Source organism: Roseitalea sp. MMSF_3546 (assembly GCF_030732865.1).
GTDB lineage: Bacteria > Pseudomonadota > Alphaproteobacteria > Rhizobiales > Rhizobiaceae > Roseitalea.
This window is the reverse complement of sequence record NZ_JASHKB010000008.1, coordinates 13,699-27,812: the sequence shown is the minus strand read 5'-3', so window position 1 is coordinate 27,812 and position 14,114 is coordinate 13,699. Positions and strand designations below refer to the sequence as shown.

Genomic DNA, 14,114 nt, shown 5'->3' with positions numbered 1-14,114 from the left:
CGGACTCCGCATGAAACCAAGACCCGCACCGACCCCGGCCACGCCCGATCCCCTGCAATCCGCAATGCGCACGCTGGCAAGCGAGGCCGACGGGCTCCACGCCCTGGCCGATGCGCTGCGCGACGGGCTGCGCGCCCCGTTCGCCGCCGCCATCGAGACCATCCGCGCCCGTCCCGGCCGGGTGATCGTCTCCGGGGTCGGCAAGAGCGGACACATCGCCACCAAGATCGCCGCCACGCTCGCCTCGACCGGCACGCCGGCCTATTTCGTCCATCCGGCCGAAGCCAATCACGGCGATCTGGGCATGATCACCCGCGACGACGCCATCATCTGCCTGTCCTGGTCGGGCGAGGCCAAGGAGCTGGGCGGCATCGTCTCCTTTGCCAGGCGCTTTTCGATCCCGCTGATCGCGATCACCGCCGGGGCGACATCGGCGCTGGCGCGCGAGGCGGCGATCGTGCTCCTGCTGCCAAGGGCCGAGGAGGCCTGCCCGCACGGACTGGCGCCGACCACCTCCTCGATCATGCAGCTCGCCATGGGCGACGCGCTGGCGGTGGCGCTTCTGGAAAACCGGGGGTTCACGGCCGACCAGTTCCGCGATTTTCACCCCGGCGGCCAGCTCGGCGCCAACCTGACGCGCGTCGGCGATCTGATGCACACCGGCGACAGGCTGCCGCTGGTCGCCGCCGGCACCTCCATGCGCCAGGCGATCGTGCAGATCTCGCAGAAGGGGTTCGGCTGCGTCGGGGTGGTCGATGGCGACGGACGGCTGGCCGGCATCGTCACCGATGGCGACCTGCGCCGGCATATCGATGCGGACCTTTTGTCGATGCAGGTCGACGAGGTGATGACGCGCGAGCCCAAGACGATCGCCGCCGATGCGCTGGCGGCGACCGCGCTGACCATCGTCAATGCCGCCTCCATCACCGCGCTGATGATCGTCGAGGACGGCCGGCCGGTCGGCATCGTGCACCTGCACGACCTGCTGCGCGTCGGCGTGGCCTGAGGGCGCAGGCGCGCTCGCGTTCAAACAGCCCTCACCCGACTGCGGCTAACGCTCATTTCATTCGCGAAGCCTCGTATGCCTCTCCCCGTAAACGGGGCGAGGGACGGGACATCCGCGCACGCATCCGGGCGATCAAGCGCGATGTGGAGATCCCCTCTCCCGGCAAGCGGGGAGAGGATGAGGGTGAGGGGCTCTTGCCGGCCTCAGATCCAGCCCTGCAGTTCGCGGCGCACAAGCGTTTCGATCACGCTCATGCCTTCGGCGCTGTCATTGAGGCAGGGAATGTGGGTGTAGTGCGTGCCGCCCGCTTCCATGAAGATCTCCTCGCCCTCGCCGGCGATCTCCTCGAGCGTCTCCAGGCAGTCGGACACGAAGCCGGGATTGAAGGTGGCGACCTTCGTGATCCCCTGTGACGGCAGTTCCTCGAGCGTCTTGTCTGTATAGGGCTGCAGCCACTCCTCGGGGCCGAAGCGCGACTGGAAACAGGTCATCAGCCGGCCCTTTTCCCAGCCAAGGCGCTGCTCGAGCAGACGCGAGGTCTTGTGGCAATGGCAGTGATAGGGATCGCCGCGCTTGAAATAGCTTTGCGGAATGCCGTGATAGGAGGCAATGACCCGCTCCGGCTCGAAATCGAGCGATGACAGATGCGCCTCGATGGAGCGCGCCAGCGCCTCGATATAGACCGGTTCGTCGTGATATTGCGGCACGACGCGCAGGGCCGGCATGTAGCGCATCGCCGACAGCGCCTCGAACACCTTGTCGTTGACCGTGGCGGTCGTGGTCGCCGAATATTGCGGGTAGAGCGGGAAGGCGACGATGCGGTCGCACCCCTTTTCGCGCAGCGCCTCGATGCGCGAACGGATCGAGGGATTGCCATAGCGCATGCCCCAGTCGACGACGACGTTCTCATGCGCCTTGAGCGCCTCGCCCAGCTTGTCGGCCTGCGCGCGCGTATAGGTGCGCAGGAAGCTCTCGTCCTTTTCCTTGTTCCAGATTTCCTCATAGGCCTTGCCGACGCGACCGGGCCGCGTGTTCAGCACGATGCCGTAGAGGATCGGATACCAGATCGCCCGGGGCCATTCGATGACCCGCTTGTCAGTGAGGAATTCGGCCAGATAGCGCCGCATGGAACGGTAGTCGGTGCCGTCGGGCGTGCCCAGATTGATCAGCAGCACGCCCACCTTGCCGATGCGCACGGGCGGATGGTCGGTGGGCAGGGGTCCGACCTGCTTTGCGAGCGAGCGATCGATGCTGGTCTGCATGTTCATGGCAAGAATGCGTCCCGTTCGCGCTGGCCGTCCCCGTTACCTGACGCGATGTAGCTCCTCGAACGGCGAAATCAATGCGGCAAAAGGACAAGAGGCGGCGCGCTTGCGGTGCGCTTGGCGGCCGGTTCGTGCACCGCGCCCGGCGCGACAACGCAATCAGGCGCCCGCGCGCGGGCGCCTGTTCGCAGCGCGGGCCGATCTACTGGGCGGGAATCTGCAGCTCCGCGCCGATCGGCAGGGCACGGCTGGACAAGTCCGGATTGGCCTGCGCGATCGTACGCCACATGGTGGCATCACCGTAATATTCGCGGGCCAGTTCCCAGAGCGTATCGCCGGCGACGACGGTATGGCTCCGCATGCCGTCCATGGCATCCTCGGCCGCCATATCGTCCTCGGCCATGGCATCCTCGGCGGCCATCTCGTCTTCAGCCATGGCATCCTCAGCCGCCATCTCGTCCTCGGCCATCGGCTCTTCGGCCGCCATCTCGTCCTCGGCCATCGGCTCTTCGGCCGCCATCTCGTCTTCGGCCATGGCATCCTCGGCCGCCATCTCGTCTTCGGCCATGGCATCCTCGGCGGCCATCTCGTCCTCGGCCATCGGCTCTTCGGCCGCCATCTCGTCCTCGGCCATGGCATCCTCGGCAGCCATCTCGTCCTCGGCCATGGCATCCTCGGCAGCCATCTCGTCCTCTGCCATCGGCTCTTCGGCGGCCATCTCGTCCTCGGCCATTGGCTCTTCGGCCGCCATCTCGTCCTCGGCCATCGCATCCTCGGCCGCCATCTGGTCCTCCGCCATCGGCTCTTCGGCCTGCAACGTCGGACCCTCCGTCGACAGCGTCTCGGCGGCAAGGCTGGTTTCGGGCGGCACCACGGTCGGAATGTCCTCGGCCACGTCCTCTTCGACGGCGGGCGTCTCGGCGGCGTCGGCCATGTCGTCCTCGATCTCGACGGTGGGCCCTTCGGTGGACAGCGTGTCGGCGGCTAGACCGGTTTCGGGCGGCACGACAAGCGGCTCGTCGTCCGCCGCGGCCGCCTGCTCATCCGCCATGTCGTCGTCGGCCATCGCGTCCGCGGCGGCCGTGATGCGCCCGTCCGTATAGGGCTCATAGGGGCTGTTCTCGCCAAGATAGTCGGCGACCACCTGTTCGAGACCGGGGCCGAAATCATAGGCATTCATCGCGTTGGAGGCGAACATCGCATAGCCGTCGCCGCCATTGCGCATGAAATTGTTGGAGACCACGCCATAGGTCGCCTCCGGGTCGAGCGCGGTGGCATTGCCGTCCGCATCGATCACCATCACGTCGGAGATGCGGCTGCCCGGCTCGGCCTCGATATCGAAGACATAGGAAAGGCCGGCCACCTGCGGAAAGCGTCCGGCGCCCTCCTCGATCTGGCCGACGCCGTTTTCCAGCGCGGCGATGATGTCGGCACCCTTGAGCTGGAACGTCGCCAGCGTGTTCTGGAACGGCAGGACCGTGAACACCTCGCCCATGGTGACCTCGCCCGCATCGATCGATGCGCGCAGCCCGCCGCCGTTCTGGATGGCGATCTGGATGCCCTGGTCGCGGACGCGTTCGAGCATGGCATCGGCCACCAGATTGCCCATCGAGCATTCCATGGCGCGGCAGACTTCACGGCTGCCCTCGATCGGCCCGGTCGCCTCGCCGACCGCCACGCCCATCATTTCCTCGATCGGGCCTTTGAGTTCGGCGACGCGGGCCGCGATCTCCGCGTCCGGCGTGACCGCCGCATCGAGCAGGTGCGGCTCGCCCTCGGCCGAGACCACATTGCCGTCATCGTCGAAGACGACGCGCAATTCGCCCAGATACTTCGAATAGGCATAGGCCTGCACGATCGGCACGTCCTGGCCGGAGGGGTTCTGCACCACCACCGGATAGGGCCCCGCAGCGTCCTCGTCGATGTTGGAAAGCAGCGTGTGGCTGTGCCCACCGACGATCAGGTCGATGCCGTCGACGGCCGCGGCGATTTCCCTGTCGCGCGGCAGGCCGACATGGGACAGCAGGATGATCTTGTTCACGCCCGCCTCTTCCATCTCGGCGACCGCGTCCTGCAGATAGCGCGTCTCCTCGATCAGAAGGATCGTCGGCCCCGGCGAAGATGTCTCGTCGGTGTCGGTCGCCAGCACCGACACGATGCCGACCTGTTCGCCGCCGACCTCCTTGATCACATAGCCGTCCAGCATGCCGGCGAGCGGCGAACTGGCGCCGGCCAGCGTGTTGCCGGAAATGACGGGGAATTCGACCTGTTCCATGAATTCGGCCAGCGCTTCGGGTCCGTCGTCGAATTCGTGATTGCCGACCGCCATGACGTCGAAACCGATCGCGTTCATGAACTCGGCCGCCGCCTCGCCCTTGTAGGTGGTGTAGAACAGCGAGCCCTGGAACTGGTCGCCGGCGTCCAGCACCAGCACGTTGCCGCCATTGTCGGTCAGCGCGCTGCGTCGCTCGTCGATCTTCGTCTTCACCCGGGCCACGCCGCCGAAGCATTCGCCGGCCGCGTCGTCCTCGGCGCTGCAGGTCGAATCGAACCGGTTGATCGGCTCGATCCGCGAGTGCAGATCATTGATGTGCAGGATGTCGAGCGTGAACTCGGCCCTGGCCATGGCCGTGTTCAGCGCGAGCGCCGAGACACTCGCCGCAGCAAGCAACGCGATTTTCTTCATGAAGGCCTCCCGTCTGCCTCAAGGGACCGCGCCGCAGCGCGTGATGATGCGGCGCTTATCGGGCCTTACTGTGTCAGCGTTTTGACGGCGCAGTCAACGGCAAACAGTGATTGTCGCGCAATATCAGGACGCTATCGCCGGGCCGGGCGACGGCGCCCTGGCTGTCAGCCGATACGCGAGCGGCGCAGCAACTGGAACTGCTGGCCGGAATCATTGGTGCAGTTGAGCGTATTGGGGTTTTGCAGCACGCAATTGGCGCGGATCCGCGTCTCGCGCAGCAGCGAGAAGAAGCTCAAGGTGATCGACGGCTGCCCGGTCACCGGATCACGCCCGGCATAGGTATAGGTGCCTTCGGCCACACGGTTGCCGGTGTCGTTTGCCACGTTGACGAAGCGCCCGTTGACCAGGCTTGCCGTGGCCACGCCGCTCGCGTCGGTCCATGTTCCCTCGACCGCGCGCAGCCGGCCGTCGGTACCACCGCCGCCCGGCGGCGGCGTCAGCGCCACGCAGCCCGACAGGGCCATCGCCCCGATCGCAAGAGCCGCTGTCCGGCGCGCGCGTTTCGGACCATGCTCGCGCGCCTTCGCCATCGTCGTGATCATCGCAAAGACTCCAGTTCTGTTCCCCATCGCCGCAAGGCTAGACGCTTTCGCGTCCAAAGAAAACCACTATGGTTCCGCAGGCCGGGCGTCAGACCGCATGGCCCGCTTCACGCGTCCATCGCCTCGAGTTCGTCGACGATGGCCTCGATCACGCCAAGTCCCTTCGCCCAGAAGTCCGGATCGGTGGCATCGAGCCCGAACGGCGCGAGCAGTTCCCTGTGGTGCTTGGTCCCGCCGGCGCGCAGCATGTCGAAATAGGCGTCCTGGAAGCCGCTGTCGGCGCGCTGATAAACCGCGTAGAGCGAGTTCACCAGGCAATCGCCGAAGGCATAGGCGTAGACGTAGAAGGGCGAGCGGATGAAATGGGGCACGTAGCTCCAGAAATGCTCGTAGCCCGGATTGAGCCGGATCGCCGGGCCCAGGCTTTCGGACTGCACCTCGACCCAGAACCGACCGAGCTGTTCCGACGTCAACTCGCCCTCGCGCCGGGCCAGGTGCACCTTGCGTTCGAACAGGTAGAAGGCGATCTGCCGGATGACCGTGTTGATCATGTCCTCGGCCTTGTGCGCCAGCATCGCCTTGCGCTCGGCCCGTTCGTCGGTCCGCGCGAGCATGGACCGGAAGGTCAGCATCTCGCCGAACACCGAGGCGGTCTCGGCCAGCGTCAGCGGCGTCTGCGCCATCAGTGCGCCCTGCTCGGCCGCCAGCACCTGATGCACGCCGTGGCCGAGTTCATGGGCCAGCGTCATCACGTCGCGCGGCTTGCCCAGATAGTTGAGCAGGATATAGGGATGCGCCGACGGCACGGTCGGGTGCGAAAAGGCTCCGGGCGACTTGCCCGGCCGCGTCGGCGCGTCGATCCAGCCCTGGTCGAAGAAGCGTCGGGCAATGTCGGCCATTTGCGGCGAAAAGCCGTGATAGGCCGACAGCACGATGTTGCGCGCTTCGTCCCATCCGATCACGGCCTGCGGCGTTTCGGGCAGCGGCGCGTTGCGGTCCCAGGCATCCATCGTCTCCATGCCCAGCCAATTTGCCTTCATGGCGTAGTAGCGGTGCGAGATGCGCCCGAACCCGCCGCGCACGGCCTCCACCAGCGCCTCGACCACCTCGCGCTCGACCCGGTTCGACAGATGCCGCGCATCGGCGACGTCCTCGAAGCCGCGCCAGCGATCCGAGATCTCCTTGTCCTTGGCCAGCGTGTTGGTGATCAGCGTGAACATCCGCACATTGTCGCCGAACGTGCCGGCAAGGGCCCCGAACGCCTTTTCGCGCACGGTCCGGTCGGCATCCTGCAGCTTGTTCAGGGTCGGCTCGAGCGGCAGTTGCTCGCCGTCGACATCAAAGCGCAGGCCGGTCATCGTCTCGTCGAACAGACGATGGAATGCCACCGCCGAGGTCACCGACTTGTCCAGGAAAAGCTGCTCGAGCCTGTCCTCGAGCTGATAGGGCTTTTCAAGGCGCAGGTCGCTGATCCAGGGCCGATAGCGTGCCAGCACGGTATCCTGGGCGAACGCCGCCTCCAGAACCGCCTCCTCGATGCGGTTGAGCTCCAGTTCGAAGAACAGAAGATGGCTTGCCGTGGCGGTCAGATGCTGCTGGACGTCGCCGTAGAACTTGGCGCGTGCCGGATCGGAGGTATCGGCGGCGTACAGCAGGCTGGCGAACGAAGCGATACGACCGGAAAGATCCTCGAGCTCTTCATAGGCAGTGACCGCCTCGCCGAGCCGACCCGCGCGCGCGGCGGCGTCGAGCTCGCCCTGCCATGCCTGCTCGAAGGCCCTGGCCTGTTCGGCGACCGCGTCCAGATCCCGCTTGAGCGCCGGCGCATCGGTGCTCTCGTAAAGATCGCCAAGTCGCCATTGGGGCAGTTCGCCCAGCTCCGGCCGCCCCGGCGCCTGGGCTGGCGCCGCCGTGGCGCGTGTGACCATGGTTTCTAGGTCGGTCATGAAAGCCGCTCCGCAGACATTGAATAAAAGTCGAGCCTTCGCGTTTGCCGTCGCTTGAGGCGCCTGTGTCATGTTGGCGCAAAGACGTCGAAAATCGGCACGCGCCGAACCACCGAGTTTAGGCCGCCCAAACCGCAGTGCAAGCCATGACCTCGACCATTCTCATTGTCGACGACGATCCGGTCCAGCGCCGGCTGGCGCTGGCCGCGCTCGAAAAGGGCGGCATGGCGGCAACGAGCTGCGACAGTGGCGATGCGGCGATCGACCTGGTCACCAATGGCAGCGACGAGGCGTATTCCGCCATGGTCCTCGATCTGGTCATGCCGGGCACGGACGGGCTGGCCGTTCTGCAGACGCTGCGCGAGCGCGGCTCGCAGATCCCGGTCATCGTGCAGACGGCCAGGGGCGGCATGGATGTCGCCATCGCCGCCATGCGTGCCGGCGCCTTCGACTTCCTGGTCAAGCCGGTCGCGCCGGGCAAGTTGACCCGGTCGGTTCAGGACGCCCTGAAGGTGGCGGGCAGCGCCTCGGCGACCCTGGCCCGCAGACCGGCCGCAAGGCCCGGCCGGCACGATGTGCGCCTTGTTGGCGACAGCGACGAGATGGCCCGCGTCAAGCGGCTGATCGCCAAGGCCGCCACCAGCGACATCCCGGTGCTGATCCAGGGCGAATCGGGCACGGGCAAGGAGCTCGTCGCCCGCGCCATCGCATCCCGGGGCGCGCGAGCGGGCAAGCCGCTGGTTATCGTCAATTGCGGCGCCATCCCGGACAATCTGGTCGAGAGCATCTTGTTCGGCCACGAGAAGGGAGCCTTTACCGGCGCCACCGAAAGGCATGTCGGCAAGTTCAGCGAGGCCGATGGCGGCACGCTGTTTCTCGACGAGATCGGCGAACTCCCGCAGGCCGCCCAGGTCAAGCTGCTGCGCGCCATCCAGGACGGACAGATCGAACCGGTCGGCGGCCGCACGCCGCAACAGGTCGATGTGCGGCTTGTCTCGGCAACCAACCGCGACCTGATCGCCGCGGTCCGCGATGGCAGCTTCCGCGAGGATCTGTTCTACCGGCTCAACGTCTTTCCGATCCTCACACCGAGCCTGCGCAGCCGTCCCGGCGACATACCGGCGCTGATCAACCGCTTTATCGACGATCGCCGCGACGGCAAGGCGGCCAAGGCGCCGCCCACGATCGAACCGGCCGCCATCGCCCTGCTGCAGGCCTATGACTGGCCGGGCAACATCCGCCAGCTCGAAAACGAGATCTTCCGGGCCCTGGTGCTCAACGAGACCGGCGTGCTGACGGTCGACGATTTCGACCATATCGCAGCCCAGCTCGCCGGTCAGCGCCCGCAGCTGCGTGCCGTCCCGGCCTCGCCGCCGCCCGTGCCGGTGGCGGGCACGCCTTCGCCCGCTCCCGGGCCCGCCGCCTCGGCCTTGCGGCCCGCGACGGCCGACCGGACGCCGCGCCATATCGTCAGCCTGCTCGACGCCACCGGACATGTCCGCGCCCTGACCGAGATCGAGGCCGAAGCGATTGGTCATGCCATGGTTCACTATGGCGGGCAGATGAGCGAGATCGCCCGGCGCCTTGGCATCGGCCGTTCGACGCTCTACCGCAAGCTGCGCGAGCACGATATCGCCGATCCGCGCAAGGGCGAGTGATCACGTCTCGTATACAGCGCAAGACGAGCGTGATTGGCGTTTTAGCGATTTGCTAACCATGACGGCCTTACTCGGCGTCCAAGTGGCAATCTTGCCACGCAATCACCGCATTTTGACATCATCAGCGGCCGAGGGGTAGCCGAGGTCCATGCGCGGTCTGTACGTTGCGTCAAAGTTGAGTTGATTCCGACCTTACGCAACGGCATTGAGCGCTAACAGGCGGTTAACCATGGTGTGGGAACGTCCGTGGGAGATTGCGGCACGATTGCCTGGCGATCCGAGCCCAAGGGCGGAGGGACATGACGGATTGGTGCGCTTTGCGCTTCACCCAGAACGATAGGGCACACACCGGCCTCTGCTGGCCACGATGCCTTGCGGCGACCATGGTCGTGCTTGCGGCGTTGCTGGGGCCCGGCGCCGTGATCGGCGCGACCGGGGCGCAGGCCGAAACGCGCACGCTCAAGCTCTATTACACCCACACCCGCGAGCGCCAGGAAATCACCTTCAAGCGCAACGGCAGATACGTCCAGAGCGGGCTCAACGAGCTCAACCGTTTCCTGCGCGACTGGCGCAGCAACGAGCCGACCAAGATGGACCCCGAACTCTTCGATCTGGTCTGGGAGGTCTATCAGGCGTCGGGCGCGCGCGATTACATCCACGTCGTCTCCGCCTATCGTTCGCCGGCCACCAATTCCATGCTGCGGCGCACGCGCGGCGGCCAGGCCAAGAAGAGCCAGCACATGTACGGCCGGGCCATGGATTTCTTCATTCCCGGCGTGCCGACCAGGAAGCTGCGCGAACTGGGCTTCAAGCTGCAGGGCGGCGGTGTCGGCTATTATCCCAAGTCGGCCACGCCTTTCGTGCATCTGGACACTGCACGGGTGCGCGCCTGGCCGCGCATGAGCCGGAGCGATCTCACGCGCCTGTTTCCCGACGGCAAGACGCTGCACCTGCCGCCCGACGGCAAGCCGCTGCCCGGCTATCAGCAGGCGCTTGCCGCCTATAACGCCCGCAAGAAGGCCGGCGAGCCCGCCAGCTTCAACAGGCGCGGCGGCGGCGGTGGCGGCGGCCTGCTCGCCAACATCTTCGGCCGCGACCGCGATGACGACACGCCCGCAGCAACCGCACGGTTGCGCTCGGCGCCCGCCCCGGCGCCGACCCGCCAGACACCGCGCACGCTTCTCGCCGCCCTTCCGGCCTCGGCCATTCCCTTGCCGCTCAGCGCACCGCGCGGCGCCCCGCCCGATCCCGAGCCCGAGCCCGAGCCCGCGCCGATGGCTGTCGCCGCGGCAGCGCCCGATACCCAGGAAAGCCCGTTGGCCGAAGTCGCCCCGCCCGTACCGCAGGCGCGCCCGGCGGTTCTGCTCGCCGCTGCCGAAGCGCCTGAGCAGCGCAGCACGGCGGTCGAGCTCGAACAGACCGTCGCCGGCCGCACCGAGGCGAACACCGACGCCGCAGCGCCCATGTCGCAGGACGATGCCGCCGCCATTCTGGCGGCCCTTGGCGGAACCGCCTCGGACGATGCCGAGCCGACGACCGAACTGGCCTACGCCGTGCCCGTGCCCTCGCGCGCGCCACGCACGGACATTGCGAGCCAGGCAGGCCCCGCCCTCGCCGCGCTGTCTCCGCAGGCATCGGGTCCGGCCTCGATTCCCGCGCCGGTCGAGCGCAGCGTCGCGCCCGGAACCGACGGCAAGGCCGGCCGCGTCACCGTTCCCAGCCCGCGGCCGCGTCCGCAGCCGGACGTGGTCACCGCCGCGCTCGACACCGGCGTGAACACGACGCAGAAGTCCGCGCGCCCGTCGGCCGAGGACGCCCGCAATGCCGCGCGGCTGGAACTGGTTCCCGCCGACCAGATCGATCCGGCCAGGTTCGGCGAATGGGCGACATCGAGCTCCGCGCTGACCCAGTACGGCCGGCAGATGGTCGCTCCGCAATTTGCCAAGAACGCCACGCGCGCCCTGCCCGACACGATCTACAACAGCGGCTTTTCGAAACTGCCGATGCCCGATCCGAGCCGCTTTTCGGGCGAAACGCCCAATCTCATGCCCGTCGCCCGCCTGGTTGCCGAAGCCACCGGCGGCGATGGCGGCATCTTGACGCTCGACATCCCCTCGGCGAACTGAGGCTTCACGGCACGCGCTTGCGGCGTGTCGCGCTCAAGCCTCCTGGGGGCTGTCGAGCATGCCCAGCGCGGCCATGTAGGTGTCCAGCACCGCCTCCTGCTCGAGCCGCTCGTTCTGGTCCTGCTTCCGGATGGCGACGATCTTGCGCAGCGCCTTCGTGTCGAAGCCATTGGCCTTGGCCTCGGCATAGACGTCCTTGATGTCGTCGGCGATGGACTTCTTTTCCTCTTCCAGCCGCTCGATGCGCTCGACAATGGCGCGCAACTGTTCGCGCGCCACACCCTGGACGTCGTCGGACATGTTCGGATCGCTCCCAATGGGCAAAAACGGTCGCGCCCGATTGCCGCATCAACACGACGCGGTCAACCGGGCCATACGCAGTTCACAGAAAGCTTGCGCGGCGGCGCGAGGGCCGATGTCAGCGTTGTTGAATGAGCCGGTTCAGATGGCCGGCAAGAACCCAGGCGACGGGAAGCCCGATCACCGCACCGGCGGCCGCGGCGATCGCGATATAGGTGCCAGAGACCACATTGGCGGTCAGCAGCGCTATGACGAAGATGCCGGCCAGCGTTGGCGCCACCAGAAGATAGGTGGCCATTCTGAGCGCGAACATCGTCCCCTCCAAGGTCATTTCAGCTGCGCGCAATCTCCATGCGCAGCCATCGCCGCTCCTTGATCTAGCGCAACAACTGCGCCGAATGCCGGTCGCCGCTCAGCGCGGCAGCACTGTCGAGCCCATCAAAAACTCGTCGACCGAACGCGCCGCCTGGCGGCCCTCGCGGATGGCCCAGACGACCAGCGACTGGCCGCGCCGCGCGTCACCGGCGACGAACAGCCCGTCGACCGAGGTGCTGTAGTCGCGGTCATCGGCCCGCACCGAGCGATTGCCGCGCCGGTCGGTGTCCATGGCGAGCCTTTCGCCGAGTTCATGGACAACGCCGGTATGCTCGTAAGGTCCGGCAAAGCCGATCGCGATGAAGGCCAGATCGGCGCGGATGAAGAATTCGGTGCCCGAGATCGGCTCGCGCCTTTCGTTCACCTCGCAGCATTTGACATGGGTGAGAACCCCGTCCTCGCCGATGAATTCGAGCGTGGCGATCTGGAACTCGCGCTGGGCGCCCTCGGCCTGCGAGGACGAGGTGCGCATCTTGGTCGCCCAATAGGGCCACACGGTCAGCTTGTCTTCCTTTTCGGGCGGCTCGGGCCGGATGTCGAGCTGGGTCACCTTGACCGCGCCCTGCCGGAACGCTGTGCCGATGCAGTCCGATGCCGTGTCGCCGCCGCCGACGACGACCACATGCTTGGCCGCCGCGGTGATCGGATCGGAGTTCCAGGCGACCGAGGCGATGGAGTTCTCGCGGCCCACGCGCTTGTTCTGCTGGACCAGATAGTTCATCGCCGGATGCACGCCGTCCAGATCGCTGCCCGGAATTGCCGGGTCGCGCGGCCGCTCCGAGCCGCCGCAATAAACGATGGCGTCGAACTCGGCCTGCAACTGCTCGATCGTCTTGTCCACGCCGACATGCACGCCGGTGTGGAACGTCACGCCCTCGCCTTGCATCTGCTCGATGCGCCGGTCGATGAAGTGCTTTTCCATCTTGAAGTCGGGAATGCCGTAGCGCATCAGCCCGCCGATCTTGGCCTCGCGCTCGTAAACGTGAACATCGTGCCCGGCACGGCCGAGCTGCTGCGCCGCCGACATGCCGGCCGGGCCCGAGCCGATGACGGCGACCCGCTTGCCGGTCTTGCGGGTGGGCGGATAGGGCCGCACATAGCCCATCTCGTAGGCCTTGTCGGCGATCGCCTGTTCGATCGTCTTGATGGCGACCGGCACGTCCTCGAGGTTGAGCGTGCACGCTTCCTCGCACGGCGCCGGGCAGATGCGGCCGGTGAACTCGGGGAAGTTGTTGGTCGAATGCAGGTTGCGGATCGCCTCTTCCCAGTCATTGTTGTAGACCAGATCGTTCCAGTCGGGGATCTGGTTGTGGATCGGGCAGCCCTGCGGGCCGTGGCAATAGGGAATGCCGCAATCCATGCAGCGCGCGGCCTGCTTGGCCACTTCGGCATCGGCGAGTGGAATGGTGAACTCGCGAAAATGGCGAATGCGGTCGGAGGCCGGCTCGTACTTGGCCACCTGCCGGTCGATCTCGAGAAATCCGGTTACCTTGCCCATTGTCGTTCCAGTCTCAAATTACCTTCGTTATCGGCCGCTGCCGCAGTCCCCTGTCCGCCATGATGGTCATGTGATTGACCAGCATATCGTATGAGGTCACGAGCTGGTGCACCCTCTGGCGCATCTCTAGCACCAGCCTCTCCGGCTTGGCCATGGCGATGATGACAACACCGAATGCCGGTTCGCCATCGCGAAAGATCAAGTCTCCGAAATCGTAATCGTGCGTGACGATCACGCGCCCCTCGCGCAGCGACCGCCTCAGTATGTCGCGGTCGCTGGCACCGGTGTCTTCGACGCCAATGTCGACGACGTCGCAGCTGGCCTGTTGCAGCGCACTGACCAGGGAGGTGGAAACGCACTCGTCGCAGATGAACCGCATGCGGTCACTCGGCGGCGATCACACGCATGTCTGCCAGATAGTCGGCCGCAAAGGACTGAGCGCGGTGGACGTCGTCGATCGATATGTTGCGCAGCTCCTCGACAACTCTCTCCGGCGTATAGCCCAGGCCGAGCATGCGCAGCACATGTTCAACGGTGATCCGCGTGCCTTCGAATGTCGGTTTTCCCATCATCACCTCAGGGTCCGAAACAATCTTTTTCGACATGACCGCTCCGTTTCGTTTCCGCCTGGTCGGCACCGACCCAAGATCGC

The 14,114-nt window shown here is 66.3% G+C and carries 12 protein-coding genes; 3 read left to right on the top strand and 9 right to left on the bottom strand.

All coding sequences use genetic code 11. The features are described 5' to 3' along the window. Positions 1-10: 10 nt before the first annotated feature. A complete protein-coding gene (locus tag RBB34_RS08340; RefSeq protein WP_306118745.1) occupies positions 11-1,006 on the top strand; it encodes a KpsF/GutQ family sugar-phosphate isomerase in 996 nt (331 codons plus the stop codon). A 203-nt stretch (positions 1,007-1,209) separates the two neighbouring features. On the opposite strand, the gene hemH is transcribed toward RBB34_RS08340, so the two are convergent. The 4 genes from hemH to RBB34_RS08320 all read right to left on the bottom strand — a co-directional run bounded on the left by hemH (position 1,210) and on the right by RBB34_RS08320 (position 7,487). Then, positions 1,210-2,274, bottom strand: coding sequence for a ferrochelatase (hemH, locus tag RBB34_RS08335; protein WP_306118744.1), 1,065 nt, complete (start codon positions 2,272-2,274; stop codon positions 1,210-1,212). Positions 2,275-2,473: 199 nt separating this feature from the next. Next, complete coding sequence (locus tag RBB34_RS08330) at positions 2,474-4,957, bottom strand: 5'-nucleotidase C-terminal domain-containing protein (protein WP_306118743.1); 2,484 nt, start codon at positions 4,955-4,957, stop codon at positions 2,474-2,476. Between the two features lie 164 nt (positions 4,958-5,121). Next, entirely contained in the window at positions 5,122-5,547 is a 426-nt protein-coding gene (locus RBB34_RS08325; RefSeq protein ID WP_306118742.1) for a hypothetical protein, read from the bottom strand. 119 nt (positions 5,548-5,666) lie between these two features. Further along, entirely contained in the window at positions 5,667-7,487 is a 1,821-nt protein-coding gene (locus tag RBB34_RS08320; protein WP_306118879.1) for a M3 family oligoendopeptidase, read from the bottom strand. Positions 7,488-7,651: 164 nt separating this feature from the next. Between RBB34_RS08320 and RBB34_RS08315 the strand changes: the two genes are divergently transcribed. Both RBB34_RS08315 and RBB34_RS08310 read left to right on the top strand, forming a co-directional pair. Beyond that, entirely contained in the window at positions 7,652-9,163 is a 1,512-nt protein-coding gene (locus tag RBB34_RS08315; RefSeq protein WP_306118741.1) for a sigma-54 dependent transcriptional regulator, read from the top strand. 299 nt (positions 9,164-9,462) lie between these two features. Continuing rightward, a complete protein-coding gene (locus RBB34_RS08310) occupies positions 9,463-11,289 on the top strand; it encodes a DUF882 domain-containing protein (protein ID WP_306118740.1) in 1,827 nt (608 codons plus the stop codon). 33 nt (positions 11,290-11,322) lie between these two features. Here the strand turns inward: RBB34_RS08310 and RBB34_RS08305 are convergent, their stop codons facing one another. From RBB34_RS08305 to RBB34_RS08285, 5 genes are all read right to left on the bottom strand, one after another. Then, complete coding sequence (locus RBB34_RS08305; protein ID WP_306118739.1) at positions 11,323-11,589, bottom strand: DUF2312 domain-containing protein; 267 nt, start codon at positions 11,587-11,589, stop codon at positions 11,323-11,325. Between the two features lie 118 nt (positions 11,590-11,707). Then, the gene (locus RBB34_RS08300) at positions 11,708-11,902 is read right to left on the bottom strand and encodes a hypothetical protein (protein WP_306118738.1); all 195 of its coding nucleotides are present in this window, start codon (positions 11,900-11,902) and stop codon (positions 11,708-11,710) included. Positions 11,903-12,001: 99 nt separating this feature from the next. After that, positions 12,002-13,462: a glutamate synthase subunit beta gene (locus RBB34_RS08295; protein ID WP_306118737.1), complete on the bottom strand. Its 1,461-nt coding sequence runs from the start codon at positions 13,460-13,462 to the stop codon at positions 12,002-12,004. 13 nt (positions 13,463-13,475) lie between these two features. Then, positions 13,476-13,841: a DUF5615 family PIN-like protein gene (locus RBB34_RS08290; protein WP_306118736.1), complete on the bottom strand. Its 366-nt coding sequence runs from the start codon at positions 13,839-13,841 to the stop codon at positions 13,476-13,478. 4 nt (positions 13,842-13,845) lie between these two features. After that, positions 13,846-14,067: a DUF433 domain-containing protein gene (locus RBB34_RS08285; RefSeq protein WP_306118735.1), complete on the bottom strand. Its 222-nt coding sequence runs from the start codon at positions 14,065-14,067 to the stop codon at positions 13,846-13,848. Positions 14,068-14,114: the final 47 nt, after the last annotated feature.

Excerpts from the sequence above, each read along its gene's own strand:
- RBB34_RS08295 (WP_306118737.1), bottom strand. The coding sequence starts at position 13,462 with ATGGGCAAGGTAACCGGATTTCTCGAGATCGACCGGCAGGTGGCCAAG.
- RBB34_RS08320 (WP_306118879.1), bottom strand. The coding sequence starts at position 7,487 with ATGGTCACACGCGCCACGGCGGCGCCAGCCCAGGCGCCGGGGCGGCCG.
- RBB34_RS08285 (WP_306118735.1), bottom strand. The coding sequence starts at position 14,067 with ATGTCGAAAAAGATTGTTTCGGACCCTGAGGTGATGATGGGAAAACCG.
- RBB34_RS08340 (WP_306118745.1), top strand. The coding sequence starts at position 11 with ATGAAACCAAGACCCGCACCGACCCCGGCCACGCCCGATCCCCTGCAA.
- RBB34_RS08330 (WP_306118743.1), bottom strand. The coding sequence starts at position 4,957 with ATGAAGAAAATCGCGTTGCTTGCTGCGGCGAGTGTCTCGGCGCTCGCG.
- RBB34_RS08290 (WP_306118736.1), bottom strand. The coding sequence starts at position 13,841 with ATGCGGTTCATCTGCGACGAGTGCGTTTCCACCTCCCTGGTCAGTGCG.
- RBB34_RS08315 (WP_306118741.1), top strand. The coding sequence starts at position 7,652 with ATGACCTCGACCATTCTCATTGTCGACGACGATCCGGTCCAGCGCCGG.
- RBB34_RS08300 (WP_306118738.1), bottom strand. The coding sequence starts at position 11,902 with ATGTTCGCGCTCAGAATGGCCACCTATCTTCTGGTGGCGCCAACGCTG.
- hemH (WP_306118744.1), bottom strand. The coding sequence starts at position 2,274 with ATGAACATGCAGACCAGCATCGATCGCTCGCTCGCAAAGCAGGTCGGA.
- RBB34_RS08325 (WP_306118742.1), bottom strand. The coding sequence starts at position 5,547 with ATGGCGAAGGCGCGCGAGCATGGTCCGAAACGCGCGCGCCGGACAGCG.
- RBB34_RS08305 (WP_306118739.1), bottom strand. The coding sequence starts at position 11,589 with ATGTCCGACGACGTCCAGGGTGTGGCGCGCGAACAGTTGCGCGCCATT.
- RBB34_RS08310 (WP_306118740.1), top strand. The coding sequence starts at position 9,463 with ATGACGGATTGGTGCGCTTTGCGCTTCACCCAGAACGATAGGGCACAC.